We start from the raw sequence: 19,717 nt of genomic DNA, 5'->3' as shown, positions 1-19,717 counted from the left end.
TGACATGGCCGGGCCCCCTGACGGGCGGCTGCGGCGCATAAATCCTGGAGGGTGGAAGAGAGATCCGCACCCGGATCGCCGCCCGCGACATCGTGCCGGAGGCGCATGACCGTCCCGCCCGGCAGGCACGATGCGCCGACCGCCCCGGTGCCGGAAAAAATTCACCCGCCCCCCGACGAATCCGCACCGCCGCCCCGTATCAAGAGCACAAGGGAAAGACCGGGGCGGCCCTGCGGCCGTCCCGGCAAGCGTCGGGACAGTCATGACGATTCGTTGGAAGCCGGTGGTCGCCGGCGTGGTTCTCGCCGGTCTGGTCGGCGGCATCGGCTACGCGGTTCAGCAGAAGCTGACCTCCCCTGCGGCACCGCCATCCGCCGGGGCCGGCGGGCCGCCCCCCGGTCCGCCCGGCGCCCCTCCCGGCCCGGCTGGCGGCCCCCGCAGCGCCGTTGTGGCGGTGCAGGCCGGCACGGTGGCGCGCGAGGATGTGCCGATCTGGTTCGACGGCATCGGCACGATCCAGGCCTTCAACACCGTCACCGTGCGCGCCCGCGTCGACGGCGAGCTTCAGCGCGTCTCCCTGCAGGAAGGCCAGCTGGTGAAGGCCGGCGACCTGCTGGCGACCATCGATTCCCGCGCGCTCCAGGCCCAGCTGGCCCAGGCCGAGGCGAAGAAGGCGCAGGACGAGGCGCTGCTCGCCAACGCCCGCCGCGACCTGGAGCGCAACATGGGCCTGAAGGAGTTCGCGTCGCGCCAGACGGTCGACACCCAGCGCGCGCTGGTCGCCCAGTACGAGGCGCAGATCCGCGCCGACGAGGCGGCGATCGAGGCGGTGCGGGTCCAGCTGAACTACACCACCGTCACCGCGCCGATCAGCGGCCGCATCGGCCTGCGCACTGTCGACCAGGGCAATGTCGTGCGGGCGAGCGACCAGAGCGGCATCGCCACCATCACCCAGATCCAGCCCATCGCCGTGCTCTTCACCCTGCCGGAAAAGCAGCTCCCCGCCGTGCTGGCCGCCCAGGCGCAGGGGCCGGTCAAGGTGGAGGTGCAGGACCGCGAGGGTCGGCGCGTGCTGGACACCGGCGCGCTCGCCGTGGTGGACAACCTGATCGACAGCGGCACCGGCACCATCCGCCTGAAGGCCGAGATGCCGAACGACCCGCAAAAGCTGTGGCCGGGCCAGTTCGTCAATGTCCGCCTGCTGTCCACCATCCGCCGCGACGCCACCACGGTGCCCTCGACGGTGGTGCAGCGCGGGCCGCAGGGGACCTACGCCTATGTGATCAAGGACGACCTGACGGTGGAGCAGCGCCCGATCAAGGTCGCCCGCCAGGAGGAGAACAAGGCCATCGTCGACGAGGGCCTGACCCCCGGCGAGCGGGTGGTGGTGGACGGCCAATACCGCCTGCAGCCCGGCTCCAAGGTGCGCATCGTCGAGCCCATCGCGTCCGCCGCACCGGCTGGGGCTGCACCCGCTGCAAACACACCGACCGGCACCGCGCCCGATCCGGCCGCCCGCGAGGAGCGGCGGCGCGAGCGGCAGCAGCGCGAGAACAACGGCACCGCTCCCCCTCCCGGCCAGCGTGACGGGCGGCAACCTTCATGAACATCTCCGCCCCCTTCATCCTGCGGCCGGTCGCCACCGGGCTGCTGATGCTGGCGGTCGTGCTGCTCGGCCTGCTGGGCTACAGCTCGCTGCCGATCTCCTCGCTGCCGACGGTCGATTTCCCGACGGTGCGCGTGACCACCCAGCTGCCGGGGGCGGCCCCCGACGTGATGGCGTCCTCCGTCACCGCACCGCTGGAACGGCAGCTCGGCCAGATCGCCGGCATCTCCTCGATGATCTCGACCAGTTCCTTCGGGCTGTCGGTCATCACCCTGCAGTTCGACCTGTCCCGCGACATCGACGCCGCCTCCCAGGACGTGCAGTCGGCGATCAGCGCCGCGTCGGGCACGCTGCCCAAGGGCCTGCCGAATCCGCCGGTCTACGACAAGGTCAACCCGGCCGACACGCCGGTCATGGTGCTGGCGCTGAGTTCGGAATCCTTGCGGCTGGAAACGGTCAGCGACGCCGCCGACACGCTGCTGGCGCAGAAGCTGTCCCAGGTCGACGGCGTCGGCTATGTCGGGATCGAGGGCGGCCTGCGCCCCGCCGTGCGCGTGCAGGTCAATCCCGCCGCCGTCGCCGGCCTCGGCCTGACGCTGGAGGATGTGCGGACCACCATCACCCAGGCCAACGTGAATGCGCCAAAGGGCAGCTTCGACGGCCCGCGCCAGTCCTGGTCCATCGGCGTCAACGACCAGATCGAGACCGCCGCCGCCTACCGCCCGATCATCGTCACCTACAAGAACGGCGGCCCGGTGCGGCTGTCCGACATCGGCACCGTGGTCGATTCGGTGGAGAACACCCGGCTGGCGGCCTGGCATGACGGCAAGCCGGCGGTCCTGCTGAACGTGCTGCGCCAGCCCGGCGCCAACATCATCGACACGGTGGACCGCATCCGCGCCCTGCTGCCGTCGCTGCAGGCCACGCTGCCGCCGCAGATCCACATGGCGGTGCTGACCGACCGGACGGAGACCATCCGCGCCTCGGTGGTGGACGTGCAGAAGACGCTGGTGCTGACCGCCGGGCTGGTGGTGATGGTGATCTTCCTGTTCCTGCGCAAGGCGTGGGCGACGGTGATCCCGGCGGCGGCGCTGCCGCTGTCGCTGATCGGCACCTTCGGCATCATGGCGCTGTGCGGCTTCAGCCTGGACAACCTGTCGCTGATGGCGCTGACCATCGCGTCCGGCTTCGTCGTCGACGACGCCATCGTGATGATCGAGAACATCGTCCGCCACATCGAGAAGGGCGAGAAGCCCTTGCCGGCGGCCCTGAAGGGCGCCCGCCAGATCGGCTTCACCGTCGTTTCGCTGACCCTGTCCTTGATCGCCGTGTTCATCCCGCTGCTGTTCATGGGCGGCGTGGTCGGCCGGCTGTTCCGAGAGTTCGCCATCACGCTGTCCATCGCGGTGCTGGTGTCGGCGGTGATCTCGCTGACGCTGACGCCGATGATGTGCGCCCGCCTGCTCAAGCCCGAAACAGAGACGAAACCCAATGCCTTTTTCCGCTGGACCGAACGTGGCTTCGACGCGCTTCTGAACGGCTATGCCGCCTCGCTGCGCGTCGTGCTGCGCCACCAGCCGGCGACGCTGATCTTCACCATCGCCACGCTGGCCGCCACGCTCTACCTCTATGACGTGGTGCCCAAGGGCTTCCTGCCGCAGCAGGACACCGGCGTCATCACCGGCGTGACCGACGCCGCCCCGTCCATCTCGGTCAAGGCGATGGCGGAGCGCCAGCGCGAGGTCGCCGACATCGTGCGGCGCGATCCCGACGTGGCCGGGGTGGCGAGCTTCGTCGGCACCGGCACGGTGAACGCCACAACCAACACCGGCAGCCTGACCATCGCGCTGAAGCCACGCGGCGAGCGCAGCTCCTCGGCGGAGGAGATCATCGCCCGCCTGCGCACCGCCACCGGCGACCTGAAGGGCGTCTCGCTGTTCATGCAGGCGGTGCAGGATGTGCAGATCGACAGCCGGGTCAGCCGCACCCAGTACCAGTATGTCCTGCAGGATGCCGACCCGCGCGAGCTGGAGAATTGGACCCCGCGCCTGCTCGACGCACTGCGCGCAAGGCCGGAGCTGACCGACGTCGCGACCGACCAGCAGCCGGACGGCCTCCAGGTCTACCTGACCATCGACCGCGACGCCGCCAGCCGCCTGAATGTTCTGCCGCAGGCCATCGACGATACGCTGTACGACGCCTTCGGCCAGCGGCAGGTCTCGACCATCTACACCCAGACCAACCAGTACCGCGTGATCCTGGAGGTGGAGCCGTCCTTCCAGATGGACCCGGCGTCCCTGTCCAAGATCTATGTGAAGAACAGCAGCGGAGGGGTCGTCCCGCTGGGGGCGGTGGTGTCGGTGGAGCGCAGGACGGCCCCGCTGGTCATCACCCACCAGGGACAGTTCCCGTCCGTCACCCTGTCCTTCAACGTCGCGCCCGGCGTCTCGCTGGGGGCGGCGGTGGCGGCGATCCAGCAGGCGCGCGAGAGCATCGGCATGCCCGACACCGCGACCGCCCGCTTCGCCGGCACGGCCGCCGAGTTCCGCAGCTCGCTGGAAACCCAGCCCTGGCTGATCCTGGCGGCGGTGGTCGCGGTCTACATCGTGCTGGGCATCCTGTACGAGAGCACGATCCACCCCGTCACCATCCTGTCGACCCTGCCCTCGGCGGGCATCGGCGCGCTTCTGGCGCTGATGGCGACCGGCCACGACCTGTCGCTGATCGCGCTGGTCGGCATCGTTCTGCTGATCGGCATCGTCAAGAAGAACGCCATCATGATGATCGACTTCGCTCTGGAGGCCGAACGCCGCCAGGGCATGGCGCCGGAACGCTCGATCTACGAGGCGTCGCTGCTGCGCTTCCGCCCGATCATGATGACGACGATGGCGGCGCTGCTCGGCGCCCTGCCGCTGGCGCTGGAGAACGGCACCGGGTCGGAACTGCGCAAGCCGATGGGCATCGCCATCGTCGGCGGGCTGGTTCTGAGCCAGGTTCTGACGCTCTACACCACGCCGGTGGTCTATCTCTACATGGACCGGCTGGGCACCCGTCTGCGGCGCTGGCTGCGGCCGGGCAGCAAGGCGGCGGCACTGCCGGGCAACGACCGGGCGCCCGGCCGCGCGGCGGCGGAGTAAGCCGCCCATGGCCTCCCCCGCAAGCTCTCCGTCCAGGCTGTCGCTCTCCGCCCCCTTCATCGAACGGCCGGTCGGCACCTCGCTGCTGATGGTCGGGCTGATGATCCTCGGCATGGTCGCCTACCGCTTCCTGCCGGTGGCGCCGCTGCCGCAGGTGGAGTTCCCGACCATCGTCGTCACCGCCTCGCTTCCCGGCGCCAGCCCGGAGACGATGGCCTCCTCCGTCGCCACGCCGCTGGAACGGCGGCTGTCCCGCATCGCCGGCATCACCGAGATGACGTCGAACAGCAAGCTCGGCAGCACCTCCGTCGTCGTGCAGTTCGAGCTGAACCGCGACGTGGAGGCGGCATCGCGCGACGTCCAGGCGGCGATCAACGCCGCCGGCGGCGACCTGCCTGCCGACCTGCCGAGCCCGCCCAAGATGCGGCGCATGAACCCGGCCGACGCGCCGGTGATGACGCTGGCCATGACCTCCACCACCCTGGCGCCGTCGGAGCTGTACAATCTCGCCGACAGCGTCATCGGCCAGCGGCTGAGCCAGATCGAGGGGGTGGCCCAGGTCTCCATCAACGGGGCGGAGAAGACGGCGGTGCGCGTGCGCGTCAACGCCACCGCCGCCGCCAACATGGGCGTCAGCCTGGAGACGATCCGCAGCGCCATCTCACGCGCCAACGCCAACGGCCCGAAAGGCAGCTTCGACGGCACACACGAGTCCTGGTCGATCGGCGCCAGCGACCAGCTGTTCGGCGCCGACGCCTACCGCCGGCTGATCGTGACCGAGAAGAACGGCGCCACCATCCGGCTCGGCGACGTCGCCGAGGTGATCGAGGCGCCGGAGAACAGCCGCACCGCCGCCTGGCAGGACGGCCAGCGCGCGGTGCTGATCAACATCCAGAAACAGCCGGGCTCCAACGTGGTGGAGACGGTGGACCGGGTGAACGCCGAATTGCCGACCCTGCGCGGCTGGATGCCGCCGGGTGTGCAGCTGTCGGTGCGCACCGACCGCACGCCGACCATCCGCGCCTCCATCGACGACGTGCAGAAGACGCTGGCGATCACCGTGGCGCTGGTGGTGATGGTGATGGCGCTGTTCCTGCGCCGCCTGTGGGCCACCGTCATCCCGGCGGCGTCGGTGCCGCTGTCGCTGGCCGGCACCTTCGGCGTGATGTGGATCGTCGGCTACAGCCTGGACAATTTCTCGCTGATGGCGCTGACCATCTCGGTCGGCTTCGTGGTGGACGACGCAATCGTCGTCATCGAGAACATCGTCCGCCACATCGAAAAGGGCGCCAAGCCCTTCGAGGCGGCGGTGAAGGGCGCCCGGCAGGTCGCCTTCACCGTGGTGTCGATCAGCCTGTCGCTGATCGCCGTCTTCATCCCCATCCTGTTCATGGGCGGCATCCAGGGCCGGCTGTTCCGGGAGTTCGCGGTGGTGCTGTCGGTCGCCATCGCCGTCTCGGCGGTGGTGTCGCTGACCCTGACCCCGATGATGTGCGCCCACCTGCTGCAGCCGGACTCGGAGCGCAAGCCCCCCGGCCGGCTCGCCCGCGCGCTCGCCTGGATCGGCGACCGGCTGTTCGGGCTCTATGCCGACGGGCTGGACTGGGTGCTGGCCCATCGCCGCACCATGCTGGCGGCGACCTTCGCCATCATCGGCGTCAGCGTCTGGCTCTACGGGCAGGTGCCGAAGGGCTTCGTGCCGCAGCAGGACACCGGGCTGCTGATGGGCTTCAGCGACCCGCCGCCGGACATCTCCTTCACCGCCATGGTCACGCGCCAGCGCGCGCTTCAGGAGGCGGTGGCCGGCGATCCGGCGGTCGCCAGCGTCGGCGGCACCATCGGCGGCGGCGGGCCGGGCGGCACCTATTCCGGCCAGATCTTCATCGCGCTCAAGCCGAAGGCGGAGCGCGAGGATCTGGCGACCGTCACCCAGCGGCTGCGCATGCGCGCCGGCAAGGTGCCGGGGGTGCAGCTGTTCCTGATGCCGGTGCAGGACATCCGCGTCGGCGGCTTCCAGGGCCGCAGCCAGTACCGCTACAGCCTGCAGGATGCCGACATCGGCGCGCTGAACGAATGGGCGCCCAAGCTGGTGGAGAAGATGCGCACCCTGCCGGAGCTGGTGGATGTCGCCAACGACCGCCAGAACGGCGGCATCCAGGCCAACGTCATCGTCGACCGCGACGCCGCCGCGCGCCTGGGCGTGACCTTGAGCGAGCTGGAGGCGACGCTGTACGACGCCTTCGGCCAGCGGCAGGTTTCCACCATGTATCTGGCGCAGAACCAGCACAAGGTGGTGCTGGAGGTCGATCCCCGCGAGGCGCTCGGCCCCGACGACCTGAAGCGCATCTATGTCGGCGGGACCGGGGGCATGGTGCCGCTGTCGGCGGTGGCGCGCGTCGTCATCGGCAACCAGGCCTCCAGCATCCAGCACCAGAGCGGCTTTCCGGTCGCCAACCTGACCTTCGACCTCGCGCCCGGCGTCTCGCTGTCCCAGGCGACCGAGGTGATCCAGCGCGCGGCGGAGGACATCGGCATGCCGGCCGGCATCCGCGCCGGCTTCCAGGGCGACGCGCGGGCCTTCCAGCAATCCTCCTCCAGCCAGCCGCTGCTGATCCTTGCGGCGCTGATCACCATCTACATCGTGCTGGGCGTCCTGTACGAAAGCCTGATCCACCCGCTGACCATCCTGTCGACCCTGCCGTCGGCCGGGCTGGGGGCGCTGATCGCGCTGATCCTGACCGGCTACGACCTGTCGATCGTGGCGCTGATCGGCATCATCCTCTTGATCGGCATCGTCAAGAAGAACGCCATCATGATGATCGACTTCGCCCTGGAGGCGGAGCGGACGCGCGGCCTGTCGCCCTTGGAGGCGATCCGCGAGGCCGGTCTGGTCCGTTTCCGCCCGATCATGATGACGACGATGGCGGCGCTGCTCGGCGCGGTTCCGCTCGCCTTCGACTATGGCACCGGCGGCGAGATCCGCCGCCCGCTGGGCGTCGCCATCATCGGCGGCCTGCTGGTCAGCCAGATGCTGACGCTCTACACCACGCCGGTGGTCTATCTGACCCTGGAACGGCTGGCGATGCGCCGCAACCGCCGCGCCGCCATCGCCGCCCCGGCGGAATAGGGGGGCGGCGATGGGTTTCCTGATCTTGCTACACCGGACAAGTTCCCCTCTCCCCGGAGGGGGAGAGGGAGATACCGCCGGGTTGGGAGAAATCCCAACGCTGGCACCCCCTCGCTCTCTTGGGCATAGTTCCCGCCCACGGCATGAGCGGACCCCCGGTGATCGAGGCCAGCGGCACGGACGACGAGTTGATGGCCCGCGTGGCCGGCGGCGATGCTGCGGCGTTCGACCGGCTGGCCGCCCGCCACATGCGCCGCGCCGTGGCGCTCGCCCAGCGGATGACCGGCAACCCGTCCGACGCCGACGAGATCGCGCAGGAGGCCTTCCTGCGGGTCTGGCAGCATGCCGCGCGCTGGGACGGCGGGCGGGCCGCCTTCACCACCTGGCTCTACCGCATCGTCATGAACCTCGCCATCGACCGCGGCCGACGGCCCGGCTGGTCGCCGCTGGAGGAGGCCGGCGATCCGCCCGACGAGTCGCCCGACGCGCTCGCCCGCATCGCCGAACGCCAGACGGCGGAGCGCGTCAACCGGGCGCTGGCAGCATTGCCCGACCGCCAGCGCGCCGCGGTGGTGCTGTTCCACCAGGAGGGCCTCAGCCTGCGGCAGGCCGCCGAGGTGCTGAGCCTCGGCGAAAGCGCCTTCGCCTCGCTGCTCGCCCGCGCCCGCTCGGCGCTGAGGACCGCGCTCGCCGCCGGAGAGGAACCGTGAAGGAGGATGCGATGACCGACGAAGACTTCCTCCGCCACCTGGACGACTACGGCGCCTCCCCGGACCGCTGGCCGCCCGAGCTGCGCGCCGGGGCCGAGGCCGCGCTTGCCCGCTCCCCCGCCTTGCGGTCGGCGGCGGACAAGGCGCTGGCCTTCGACCGGCTGCTGACCGGCAGCCCGCCCATGGTGGAGGATGCCCGCATCGACCGCCTGCTGTCGGCGGCCGGCGCCGCCGCCCGCGCCGTGCCGCAGGACGGGCTGGTGCTGCTGTTGCTGGGGCGGATGCCGCGGCGGACGGCGGCGGGCTTCTGCGCCGCCCTGCTGGCGTTGGGCTGGCTCACCGGCGGCTGGCTCGCCGGCACGCTGCCGGCAGCTGCTCCCCAGGCGGCACGCGGCCAGGAGCTGGCCCTTCTGCATGACGAGGTCATCACCCTGTTCGATGGAGAGCCCCGATGAGCGGTTCCGCCCTGCCCCGTCAAATCCTGCGGCGGCCGGGCCTGCGCACGCTGGCGCTGGCCTCGCTGGCGCTGAACCTGTTCCTGGGCGCGATGCTGGTCGCGACCGTCCGCCAGTCTCCCCCGCCGTTCCACCAGTCCCCTCATCGGCCGATGCCCGACCGCTTCGTCGAGCGGATGGCCTCCGACCTGTCCGATGCCGACGCGCGGCGCCTGCGCGCCGCCTTCGAGCCGCTGCGGCCGCGCTTCGACGCGCTGACCCAGGAGTATCACGAGGCCGGACAGCGGGTGCGCACCCTGCTGCAGGCCGATCCCGTCGATTACGACTCCCTGCGCGTCGCGACGGAGGCGGCCCGCGCCAAACACCGCCAGATGGGCGAGCTGACGGAGGAAACCGTCCTGTCCATCCTGCCCGACCTGTCCCCCGCCGGCCGCCTGAGGCTGGTCGGCGGTCCGGGGTCCACCGCCACGCCAGCTGCGCCTAAAAAATAAGCAAACCCACTCATCCACAGGTCGGACAGGCTGGGCGGAAGGGTGTGGATGATTCTGTTCGGGGATTGCTCACACATCTATCCACAGATTCTGTGGAGAAGAAAACCGGCGGAAATTTTATCCACACAAATCCACAAGTTATCATCCCCAAGTTTTATCACCCGTCTTCCCGACGATCCTTGTATCCACCGCCGATCCGGCATATCCAAATGACGAGGATCGGCAAGATTGGTGGGGGATCGTCATGATCGGAGATCCATTTCATCCAAAGAAGGCGACGATCTCTTTGCGCGTTGATCGCCGAATCAAAGATGTCGCCAAGAATTACGCACGCCAGCGGCAGACGCCCTTGGCCGAGGTCATGCGCGACCTCTTGGCCCGCTATGTCGCCGAATGCGCGCGGGAGAATGCCCAGGCTTCCCCGGACCTGTTGAAGGACCGGCCGGCGCAATATGTGGATTTCGCCAAGCTGGAAGGGTTGATGGGCCGGCGGGAGTAGACAGCGCCCGGCTGTGCCGGTGCTGCGGCATGCTGCGGCAGCATGGCTACGCCTCTCTTGAACACATCCCCGCCGTTTCGCCAATGATCCGGATCAAGCGGGGCGTGCAAAGACCGGTATGGCTGACGCGCGGGCTGGGCGTCTCTATTGGGCGCGGTCCGGCGTAGACTGTTCCCATGCTGACGCTTCGACATCTGGCGATCGACACCGTCCGGGAGAACGTCGCCTTCCTCAACCGCCGCTGCACCCGCTACCATGTCGAGGATTTCCTCGGGCTGGGCCGGGTGGAGGTGCGGAACGACGGCCGCTCCCTGCTGGCCGTGCTGAACATCGTCGACGACCCCGCCATCGTCGCTCCCGACGAGATCGGCCTGTCCGACCCCGCCTTCGGCCAGCTCGGGCTGGCGGCGGGCTCCGCCGTCCATCTCGTGCCCCCGACCCCGCCGGAGAGTTTCGAACTGGTGCGGGCCAAGGTCGGCGGTGCGGCGCTGACCGACGGGCAGCTGGCCGCGATCATCCGCGACATCACCGACCAGCGCTATTCCAAGATCGAGATCGCCGCCTTCCTGATCGCCTGCGCCAGCTTCATGACGACGGCGGAGGTGCTGGGCCTGACCCGCGCCATGATCGCCGCCGGCACCCGGCTGCACTGGCAGGATTTGGGCACCGTCGCCGACAAGCACTGCATCGGCGGCATTCCCGGCAACCGCACCTCGATGATCGTGGTGCCCATCGTCGCCGCCCACGGCCTGCCGATTCCGAAGACCTCGTCGCGCGCCATCACGTCGCCCGCCGGCACAGCCGACACCATGGAGGTACTGGCCAATGTCGACCTGCCGGTGGAGCGCATGCAGGCCCTGGTGCACGAGGCCAAGGGCTGCCTGGTCTGGGGTGGCCATGTCCGGCTGTCACCGGCCGACGACATCCTGATCTCGGTCGAACGGCCGCTCGCCATCGACACCCGCGAACAGCTGGTCGCCTCGATCCTGTCGAAGAAGGTGGCGGCGGGATCCACCCATCTGCTGATCGACATCCCCGTCGGCCCCAGCGCCAAGATCCGCACGGCGGGCGAGGCGGTGCGCCTGCGCAAGCTGTTCGAGCATGTCGGCGACCGTCTCGGCCTGACTCTGGAGGTGGCGATCACCGACGGCTCGCAGCCGGTCGGGCGCGGCATCGGCCCGGTGCTGGAGGCGCGCGACGTGATGGCCGTGCTGCGCAACGACCCCGCCGGGCCCGCCGACCTGAAGGAGCGCGCCCTGCTGCTGGCCGGCCGCATCCTGGAATTCGACCCCGCCGTCCGCGGCGGCAGCGGCACCCGCCGGGCGCGCGAGCTGCTGGAGTCGGGCGCGGCGCTCGCCGCCATGGAACGCATCATCGCGATGCAGGGGCCGCCGCCGGTGGTGGCGACTCTCGGCTCGCTGGTGGCGGAGATCGCCTCGCCCGCCGACGGGGTGGTGTCGTCGCTCGACTGCTACCGCCTCGCCCGCATCGCCCGGCTGGCCGGCGCGCCCACCGACAAGGGGGCCGGCATCGACCTCTTGCGCAAGGTCGGCGAGCGCGTGCGCCGGGGCGAACCGCTGTACCGCATCCACGCCAGCACCAACGCCGACTTCACCTTCGCCCAGGCCCATGCCGCGGAAAACAGCGGGGTAATGGTGAAGTAACGACAGTATCGAGGAGCAGACCCCATGTCCCTGTCGCTGACCTTCCATGGCGCCGCCGGAACGGTGACCGGTTCCTGCTTCCGCCTGTCGACACCTGCGGGCGACGTGCTGATCGATTGCGGCATGTTCCAGGGCACCAAGACGATCCGGGAACTGAACTACCGCCCCTTTCCCTTCGATCCGGCGGCGATCAAGGCCGTCCTGCTGACCCACGCCCACATCGACCATTCCGGCCTGCTGCCGAAACTGACCCGGCTGGGCTTCCGTGGCCGGATTTACGCCACCGGCGGCACGGTGGACCTGCTGGAGTACATGCTGCCCGACAGCGGCTACATCCAGGAGGGCGAGGTCGAGCGCCTCAACCGCCGCAACCGCCAGCGCGGCCGCCCGCCGGTCCAGGCGATCTACACCCAGGACGACGCCATCCGCAGCCTGCGCCGGCTGCGCCGCGTCGAGTACGACCGCTGGACCGAGATCCTGCCGGGCCTGCGCGCCCGCTTCTGGCAGGCCGGCCACATCCTGGGCTCCGCCTCCATCGAGATCGAAGCGGTAAGCGGCACCGCGGAGCCCACCCGCATCCTGTTCTCCGGCGACCTCGGCCCCGGCGGCAAGAGCTTCCATGCCGATGCCGACGGGCCGGAGCGGCCGGACTGGATGGTGCTGGAGACCACCTACGGCGACCGCGAGCGCACCGACCTCGACGAGGCCGGACGGCAGGCGGTGCTGCGCGCCGAGGTTTCCACGGCGCTGGCAGCCGGCGGCGTCCTGCTGATCCCGGTCTTCGCGGTGGAGCGCACGCAGGAACTGCTCTACGACCTCGACTGCCTGTTCGACAGCGGCCAGCTGCCGGCGGTGGATGTCTTCCTCGACTCGCCGCTCGCCGACGCGGTGACCGGCGTCTTCCGCCGCCATCTCGACGATCTGGAGACCGACGGCGACCCCTTTACCCGCGCCAATTTCCACCATGTCCGCGGCGTGCCCGACAGCCAGCGCCTGAACAGCATTTCCGGCGGCGCCATCGTCATGGCGGCCAGCGGCATGTGCGACGCCGGCCGCATCCGCCACCACCTGAAGAACCGCCTGTGGCGCCCTCAGGACACCGTGCTTCTGGTCGGCTATCAGGCCCCCGGCACGCTGGGGCGCCTGCTGCAGGAGGGCACGTCCCGCGTCCGCATCCATGGCGAGGAGATCGCAGTGAAAGCCAGGGTGCGCTCCATCGACGTCTATTCCGGCCATGCCGACCGCACCGCCCTGCTGGACTGGGTGGCGGCCCGCCACGGCGTCGGCCACGGCCTGTTCCTGGTCCATGGCGAGGACGCCGCCCGCGCCTCGATCCGGCAGGCCCTGCTCGGCAAGGGTTGGTCGGCGGAGCGCATCGCCCAGCCGGCGCTGGACGACCTCGTCGATCTCGCCGCCCCGCGCCCGCTGGCTCCGGCCGACCGACATCCCCGCCTCGCCCCCGCCGGCCTTGCCGGCAGCGACTGGCACAACCATTACGCCGAAGCGCTGTTGACCCTGCGTCGCACGCTGGATGCCGCCCCCGACGACGCGGCGCGCGACCGCATCCTGGCCGGCGTGATGGGCGCTCTCGGCACTGGGAAAGGAACCCGGCAATGACCTTCAAGCGCCTTCTCATCGCCGTCGCCCTGCTGGCGCTGCTCGGCGCCGGGGCCGCCTATGGCTGGCGGGCGATGCAGGGCAACCGCCTGCCCGCCGGCTTCGCCTCCGGCAATGGCCGGATCGAGGCGAACGAGATCGACATCGCCACCAAATACGCCGCCCGCGTCCTGACCATCCCGGTCGAGGAGGGCGATCTGGTGGAGGCCGGCGCCGTCATCGCCACGCTGGACACCCGCGACCTCGAAGCGCAGCTCCGCTCCGCCGAGGCCCAGCTGCGCCAGACCCGCCGTGCCCGCGAGGAAGCGGCGGCCCTGGTCGCCCAGCGCGCCAGCGAGGCCGATTTCGCCGCCAAGGAGATGGAGCGGGCGCTGATCCTGTTCGGCAAGGGCCATGTCTCCGAACAGCGGGTCGATCAGGCCCGCAACAGCCGCCGCACCGCCGACGCCGCCCTGGAGGCCGCCAAGAGCCACCTCGCCAGCGCCGACGAGGCCATCGCCGCCGCGGCCGGCGACGCCGACCGGCTGACCGATCTGGTCGCCGACGGCGTGCTGAAGGCGCCGCGCAAGTCGCGCGTCCTCTACCGCCTGTCCGAACCCGGCGAGGTGCTGGCGGCCGGCGGCAAGGCGGCGACGCTGCTCGACCTGTCCAACGTCTATATGACCTTCTTCCTGCCGACCGACACCGCCGGAAACCTTGCCTTGGGCGCCGAGGCCCGCATCCTGCTCGACGCGGTTCCCGACACCGCGATCCCCGCCACCGTCACCTTCGTCGCCCCGCGCGCCCAGTTCACGCCCAAGCAGGTGGAGACCAAGTCCGAACGCGACCGTATGATGTTCCGCGTCAAGGCCCGCGTCCCCGAAGCGCTGGTCACCCGCTACATCGAGCGGGTGAAGACCGGCCTGACCGGCATGGCCTATGTGAAGCTGGACGACAAGGCGGTCTGGCCGGACTGGCTGGAATCGACCNTGCATCCCCCTCACCCTAACCCTCTCCCCGCCTCTCAGCGAAGCTTCGCTTCGCCTGCCGGCAACACAAGCGAAGCTTGTGTTGGGGGGGAGAGGGGACATCCCGTCATGACTCCCGCCCCCGCCGTTTCACTGTCCGGCGTGCGGCACCGCTATGGCGGGACGGTGGCGCTGGCGGACGCCTCGCTCGACATCGCCGCCGGCACCAGCGTCGCCATCATCGGCCCGGACGGCGTCGGCAAATCGACCCTGCTCGGCCTGATCTCCACCGCTAAGAAGATCCAGCAGGGCAGCGTCCGCGTGCTCGGCACCGACCTTTCCGACCGCCACGGCCGCGCCGCCCTCCAGCCGCGCATCGCCTACATGCCGCAGGGGCTCGGCCGCAACCTCTACGCCGACCTCAGCGTCGCCGAGAATCTCCAGTTCTTCGGCCGCCTCTTCGGCCTCGACGCCGCCGAGCGCCGGCACCGCATCGCCGACCTCCTGGAGTCCACCGGGCTGGCCCCCTTCCCCGACCGTCCGGCCGGCAAGCTGTCGGGCGGCATGAAGCAGAAGCTCGGCCTGTGCTGCGCCCTGCTGCACGACCCCGACCTGCTGATCCTCGACGAGCCGACGACCGGCGTCGATCCGCTGTCGCGCCGGCAGTTCTGGGACCTGATCGCCCGCATCCGCGCCGGCCGCCCCGGCATGACGGTGCTGGTCGCCACCTCCTACATGGACGAGGCGGAGCGGTTCGACCGGGTCGTCATGATGAATGCCGGCCGCCTGCTGGCACACGACACCCCCGCCGCGGTGAAGGCACAGACGGGCGCCGCCGATCTGGAGGAGGCCTTCGTCGCCCTGCTGCCGGAGGACGCCAAACGCGGCCACCGGCGCCTGACCGTCCCGCCCCGTCCGCCCGAACCCGCCGGTGCCGAACCGGCCATCGAGGCCATCGGCCTGACCCGCCGCTTCGGCGACTTCACCGCGGTGTCGGACATCAGCTTCCGCATCGGCCGCGGCGAGATCTTCGGCTTTCTGGGCTCCAACGGCTGCGGCAAGACCACCACGATGAAGATGCTGACCGGCCTGCTCCCCGCCAGCGCCGGGGAGGCACGGCTGTTCGGCCGGCCGGTGGACGCCGGCGATCTGGAGAGCCGCCGCCGCGTCGGCTACATGGCGCAGGCCTTCTCGCTCTATGGCGAGCTGACCGTGCGCCAGAACCTGGATCTGCACGCCCGCCTGTTCGACCTGCCCGACGCCGAGCACCGCCTTGCCGAACTGGTGGAGCGTTTCGGCCTGTCGCCCTACATCGACGCGGTGGCCGACCGGCTGCCGCTCGGCGTGCGGCAGCGGCTGTCGCTGGCCGTCGCCATCCTGCACGGGCCGGAACTGCTGATCCTCGACGAGCCGACCTCCGGCGTCGATCCGGTGGCACGCGACCAGTTCTGGCGCGACCTGATCGCGCTGTCGCGCGAGCAGGGGGTGACGATCTTCGTCTCCACCCATTTCATGAACGAGGCGGCGCGCTGCGACCGCGTGGCCTTCATGAACGCCGGCCGCGTCATCGCCGCCGGCCCCCCCGACGAACTGCGCCGCCAACAACAGGCCGACAGCCTGGACGACGCCTTCATCNGCATGGGCCCCTTCCCTCTCCCGGGGCTCTCAGCGGATCTTCGATCCGCCTGACGCCGTCAGCACAAACGAAGTTTGTGCGAGAGGCGGGAGAGGGAGATTCTCCCCTCTCCCGCAGCCGCCTGCTGGCCTACGCATGGCGCGAAACCCTCGAACTCCGCCGCGACCCCGTCCGCCTGACGGTCGCCCTGCTCGGCACCGTGCTGCTGATGCTGGTCTTCGGCTTCGGCATCACCATGGACGTGGAAAACCTGACCTTCGCCGTGCTCGACCACGACCGCTCGCCCGAGAGCCGCGCCTACATCGAGCAGTTCGACGGCTCCCGCAGCTTCCGCGCCACCCCGCCCGCCATCGACGCACGCGACCTGGCACTCCGCCTGCAACGCGGCGAGGCATCGCTGACCATTGAGATCCCCGAAGGCTTCGGCCGGGACCTCCGCCGTGGCCGGGTCCCGGAGGTGGCGGTGCGCATCGACGGCGCCATGCCCTTCCGGGCCGAGACCATCCAGGGCTATGTCTCCGGCCTGCACCAGCGCTTCCTCCAGGATGCCGCCACCGCCTCCGGCGTCACCCTGCCCGCCGCCCCCGCCAATCTTGAGATGCGTTACCGGTACAACCAGGCCTTCCGCAGCCTCGACGCCATGGTCCCCAGCACCATCGGCCTGCTGCTGGTCTTCATCCCCGCCATCCTCGCCGCCCTCGGCGTGGTGCGGGAGAAGGAACTCGGCTCGATCACCAACCTCTACGTCACCCCGGTGACGCGGCTGGAATTCCTGCTGGGCAAGCAGTTGCCCTATATCGGGCTCGCCGCCTTCAACCTGCTGCTGATGGTCGCCATGGCCGTCACCCTGTTCGGCGTGCCGGTGAAGGGCAGCCTGATCGGCCTGCTGCTGGGCGGGCTGGTCTATGTGGTGGCGACCACGGCGCTGGGGCTGCTGATCTCCGTCTTCACCGCGACCCAGACGGCGGCGGTGTTCGGCACCGCCATCGTCACCATGCTGCCGGCCACGCAGTTCTCCGGCATGCTGCAACCGGTTTCCACCCTGGAAGGCGGGGCGTGGCTGTTCGGCACGCTGTTCCCGACCACCCATTTCCTGAAGATCTCCGTCGGCGCCTTCACCAAGGGCCTGGGCTTGGCCGAACTTCTCCCCTTCATCCTGGCGACCGCCGCCTTCATCCCCGTCTTCCTGGCGCTGGGCGTCGCCTTCCTGCCGAAACAGGAGCGCTGAGCCATGATGCGCTTCCTCCGCAACAGCCTGACATTGGCGCGCAAGGAGTGGATCAGCCTGCTGCGCGACATCTTCATGCTGGGCTTCGTCGTCTATTCCTTCACCTTTTCCGTCTACTCCCAGGCGACCGGCATCTCGCACGAGCTGCGCAACGCCGCCATCGCCATCGTCGACGAGGACCGCTCGACCCTGTCGCAGCGTCTGGCCTCCAGCTTCCATGGCCCCGAGTTCCAGACCCCCGCCATGATCGGCCATGCCGAGGTCGATCCGGCGATGGATTCGGCCCGCTACACCTTCGTCCTCGACATCCCGCCCGACTTCCAGGCCGACGTGCTGGCCGGCCGCAGCCCGACGATCCAGCTGCTGATCGACGCCACGGCGATGATGCAGGCCGGCATCGGCGCCGGCACCATCCAGGGCATCGTCGATGACGAGGTCGGCCGCTTCGTCCGCCGCGAGGCCGAGGGAACCGCCGCCCCGGTCAGCCTGCAGGTCCGCGTCGCCTACAACGAGGCGCTGGACACGAAATGGTTCACCGGCACCATGTCGGTGGTCAGCAACATCACCATGCTGGCGGTGCTGCTGGCCGGTGCCGCCCTGATCCGCGAGCGCGAACACGGCACGCTGGAACATCTGCTGGTGATGCCGGTCCGCCCGGCCGAGATCATGGCCGCCAAGGTGCTGGCGAATGGTGCTGTGATCCTGGGCCTGACGCTGGTGGCGCTCTATGCCGTGCTGCGCGGCCTCTTGTCGGTGCCGCTGGCCGGATCGGTCCCGCTGTTTTTGGCCGGGACGGCGCTCTATCTGTTCTTCGCGACGGCGCTCGGCATCTTCCTCGGCACCGTGGCGCGCTCGATGCCGCAATTGGGGCTGCTGTTCATCCTGATCGTGCTGCCGATGAACATGCTGTCCGGCGGCTTCACCCCGCTGGAAAGCGAACCAGAATGGCTGCAGATGGCGATGCAGCTGTCACCCTCGACCCATTTCGTCGCCTTCGCCCAGGCGATCCTGTTCCGCGGGGCGGGCTTCGACGTGGTGTGGCCGCGCTTCGCCGCGACGGCTGGGATCGGTGCGCTGTTCTTCGCCTGGAGCCTTGCCCGGTTCCGGCGGCATCTGGCGAGTTTCAGGTAAAACGGGGAAAGGCGCCGTCAGCCGACGGCGCCTTTCCCCAATCGCTCGGATCAGTGCGACCCGCCGCCCTCGAAGGACGGCGCGCTCAGCCCCGACGCCACCAGCTGCTCGATCAGCGCGCCCTTCAGCCGCTCCAGCCCGTCCTGGCTGTAGGACTCGGCACGCGCCACCAGCACGTCCTGGGTGTTGGACGCGCGCAGCAGCCACCAACCATCGTCGGTCGTCACGCGGACGCCGTCGATGTCGTTGACCTTGGCGCCCGACGCCTTGACGCGACCCTTGACCTCCTCGACCACGGCGAACTTGCGTTCCTCGTCGATCTGGAAGCGGGTCTCCGGCGTGTTGACCATGTCCGGCAGACCGTCGCGCAGGTCCGCCAGCGTGGTGTTCAGCTTGCTGACCAGCCCGACCAGACGCACGCCGCAATACAGCGCGTCGTCGAAGCCGTACCATTTGTCGGCGAAGAAGATGTGGCCCGACATCTCGCCGGCCAGCGGCGACCCGGTCTCGGCCATCTTGGCCTTCAACAGCGAGTGGCCGGTCTTCCACATCAGCGGGTTGCCGCCATGCTTGGCGATCTCGTCGAACAGGGCCTGGCTGGCCTTGACGTCGGCGATGATGGTGGCGCCCGGATGGCTCTTCAGCACGTCGGCGGCATAGAGCGCCACCAGCTGGTCGCCCCACACCACGCGGCCCTTGTGGTCGATGGCGCCGATGCGGTCGCCGTCGCCGTCGAAGCCGATGCCGATGTCGCAGCCATGCTCCGCAACCGCCTTCTTCAGGTCGACCAGATTGGCCTCGACCGTCGGGTCCGGATGGTGGTTGGGGAAGTTGCCGTCGATGTCGTCGAACAGCAGGACATGGGTGCCCGGCAGCTTGGCGGTCAGGCGGCGCAGGATCTCGCCCGACGCGCCGTTGCCGGCGTCCCAGGCGATCTTCAGGTCGCGCGTGCCGTCATAATCCTTCAGCAGGCGGGCGACGTATTCGTCCTGAACGTCGATCTTCTCAGACGAGCCCTGGCCCTGCTCCCAGTCGGCCTTCGCCGCCATGGTGCCGAGCTCCAGGATCTGCTGGCCATAGACCGGCCCCTTGCCCAGCATCATCTTGATGCCGTTGTAGTCCGGCGGGTTGTGCGAGCCGGTGATCATGATGCCGGCCGCCGCCTCGCGGTCGCGGGTGGCGAAATACAGCATCGGCGTGGGGCCGAGCCCGATGCGCAGGACATGCAGGCCGGTGGAAACCAGCCCCTCGACCAGCGCCTCCTCCAGTTCCGGCGAGGACAGACGGCCGTCATAGCCGACGCAGACCGTCTTGCCGCCCTTGCGCACCACCACGGTGCCGAAGGAGCGGCCGACCGCGCGGGCGTCCGCCGGGGTCAGCGTCTTGCCGACGATGCCGCGGATGTCGTACTCGCGCAGCACCGTGGGGTGGAAGGTATGGGCTTCGCTCATCGTCTCGTTAGTCCTCTG

General features: G+C 69.7%; 12 protein-coding genes and 1 pseudogene. 12 read left to right on the top strand and 1 reads right to left on the bottom strand.

What is annotated here, in order from left to right; all coding sequences use genetic code 11:
* Window positions 1–262 precede the first annotated feature (262 nt).
* From A6A40_RS26250 to A6A40_RS26195, 12 genes and pseudogenes are all read left to right on the top strand, one after another.
* Window positions 263–1,606 (top strand): efflux RND transporter periplasmic adaptor subunit, encoded by a 1,344-nt coding sequence (locus A6A40_RS26250; protein ID WP_108548780.1) that lies wholly within the window; start codon window positions 263–265, stop codon window positions 1,604–1,606.
* The gene (locus A6A40_RS26245) at window positions 1,603–4,743 is read left to right on the top strand and encodes a multidrug efflux RND transporter permease subunit (protein ID WP_108548779.1); all 3,141 of its coding nucleotides are present in this window, start codon (window positions 1,603–1,605) and stop codon (window positions 4,741–4,743) included. Before A6A40_RS26250 ends, A6A40_RS26245 begins: the two co-directional genes overlap by 4 nt.
* Window positions 4,744–4,750: 7 nt before the next feature.
* Window positions 4,751–7,870, top strand: coding sequence for an efflux RND transporter permease subunit (locus A6A40_RS26240; protein WP_108548778.1), 3,120 nt, complete (start codon window positions 4,751–4,753; stop codon window positions 7,868–7,870).
* Window positions 7,871–8,013: 143 nt separating this feature from the next.
* On the top strand, window positions 8,014–8,580 hold the full coding sequence (locus A6A40_RS26235; protein ID WP_236784047.1) for an RNA polymerase sigma factor: 567 nt from the start codon (window positions 8,014–8,016) through the stop codon (window positions 8,578–8,580).
* An 11-nt stretch (window positions 8,581–8,591) separates the two neighbouring features.
* Window positions 8,592–9,035 carry a hypothetical protein gene (locus A6A40_RS26230; RefSeq protein WP_236784046.1) on the top strand — a complete coding sequence of 148 codons (444 nt, stop codon included), beginning with the start codon at window positions 8,592–8,594 and terminating at the stop codon, window positions 9,033–9,035.
* The gene (locus tag A6A40_RS26225; protein WP_108548776.1) at window positions 9,032–9,526 is read left to right on the top strand and encodes a periplasmic heavy metal sensor; all 495 of its coding nucleotides are present in this window, start codon (window positions 9,032–9,034) and stop codon (window positions 9,524–9,526) included. The genes A6A40_RS26230 and A6A40_RS26225 overlap by 4 nt, the downstream gene beginning before the upstream one ends.
* Before the next feature lie 244 nt (window positions 9,527–9,770).
* On the top strand, window positions 9,771–10,025 hold the full coding sequence (locus A6A40_RS26220; protein WP_108548775.1) for a hypothetical protein: 255 nt from the start codon (window positions 9,771–9,773) through the stop codon (window positions 10,023–10,025).
* 176 nt (window positions 10,026–10,201) lie between these two features.
* Window positions 10,202–11,689 carry a thymidine phosphorylase family protein gene (locus A6A40_RS26215; RefSeq protein ID WP_108548774.1) on the top strand — a complete coding sequence of 496 codons (1,488 nt, stop codon included), beginning with the start codon at window positions 10,202–10,204 and terminating at the stop codon, window positions 11,687–11,689.
* A gap of 24 nt (window positions 11,690–11,713) precedes the next feature.
* The gene (locus tag A6A40_RS26210) at window positions 11,714–13,306 is read left to right on the top strand and encodes an MBL fold metallo-hydrolase (RefSeq protein WP_108548773.1); all 1,593 of its coding nucleotides are present in this window, start codon (window positions 11,714–11,716) and stop codon (window positions 13,304–13,306) included.
* 1,076 nt (window positions 13,307–14,382) lie between these two features.
* A pseudogene (locus tag A6A40_RS31830) lies at window positions 14,383–15,888 on the top strand (ATP-binding cassette domain-containing protein); the annotation flags it as partial.
* A gap of 77 nt (window positions 15,889–15,965) precedes the next feature.
* The gene (locus A6A40_RS31825) at window positions 15,966–17,117 is read left to right on the top strand and encodes an ABC transporter permease (RefSeq protein WP_335645205.1); all 1,152 of its coding nucleotides are present in this window, start codon (window positions 15,966–15,968) and stop codon (window positions 17,115–17,117) included.
* A gap of 3 nt (window positions 17,118–17,120) precedes the next feature.
* Window positions 17,121–18,248 (top strand): ABC transporter permease, encoded by a 1,128-nt coding sequence (locus A6A40_RS26195; RefSeq protein WP_174718553.1) that lies wholly within the window; start codon window positions 17,121–17,123, stop codon window positions 18,246–18,248.
* Window positions 18,249–18,298: 50 nt separating this feature from the next.
* On the opposite strand, the gene pgmG is transcribed toward A6A40_RS26195, so the two are convergent.
* Entirely contained in the window at window positions 18,299–19,699 is a 1,401-nt protein-coding gene (pgmG, locus tag A6A40_RS26190) for a phosphoglucomutase/phosphomannomutase PgmG (RefSeq protein WP_108548772.1), read from the bottom strand.
* Window positions 19,700–19,717: the final 18 nt, after the last annotated feature.

This window comes from Azospirillum humicireducens (genome assembly GCF_001639105.2).
Classification (GTDB): Bacteria; Pseudomonadota; Alphaproteobacteria; order Azospirillales; family Azospirillaceae; genus Azospirillum; species Azospirillum humicireducens.
This window is presented reverse-complemented; position numbering and strand designations above follow the sequence as displayed.

Excerpts from the sequence above, each read along its gene's own strand:
- A6A40_RS26240 (WP_108548778.1), top strand. The coding sequence starts at position 4,751 with ATGGCCTCCCCCGCAAGCTCTCCGTCCAGGCTGTCGCTCTCCGCCCCC.
- A6A40_RS26195 (WP_174718553.1), top strand. The coding sequence starts at position 17,121 with ATGATGCGCTTCCTCCGCAACAGCCTGACATTGGCGCGCAAGGAGTGG.
- A6A40_RS26215 (WP_108548774.1), top strand. The coding sequence starts at position 10,202 with ATGCTGACGCTTCGACATCTGGCGATCGACACCGTCCGGGAGAACGTC.
- A6A40_RS26245 (WP_108548779.1), top strand. The coding sequence starts at position 1,603 with ATGAACATCTCCGCCCCCTTCATCCTGCGGCCGGTCGCCACCGGGCTG.
- A6A40_RS26225 (WP_108548776.1), top strand. The coding sequence starts at position 9,032 with ATGAGCGGTTCCGCCCTGCCCCGTCAAATCCTGCGGCGGCCGGGCCTG.
- pgmG (WP_108548772.1), bottom strand. The coding sequence starts at position 19,699 with ATGAGCGAAGCCCATACCTTCCACCCCACGGTGCTGCGCGAGTACGAC.
- A6A40_RS26220 (WP_108548775.1), top strand. The coding sequence starts at position 9,771 with ATGATCGGAGATCCATTTCATCCAAAGAAGGCGACGATCTCTTTGCGC.
- A6A40_RS26250 (WP_108548780.1), top strand. The coding sequence starts at position 263 with ATGACGATTCGTTGGAAGCCGGTGGTCGCCGGCGTGGTTCTCGCCGGT.
- A6A40_RS26235 (WP_236784047.1), top strand. The coding sequence starts at position 8,014 with ATGAGCGGACCCCCGGTGATCGAGGCCAGCGGCACGGACGACGAGTTG.
- A6A40_RS26210 (WP_108548773.1), top strand. The coding sequence starts at position 11,714 with ATGTCCCTGTCGCTGACCTTCCATGGCGCCGCCGGAACGGTGACCGGT.
- A6A40_RS26230 (WP_236784046.1), top strand. The coding sequence starts at position 8,592 with ATGACCGACGAAGACTTCCTCCGCCACCTGGACGACTACGGCGCCTCC.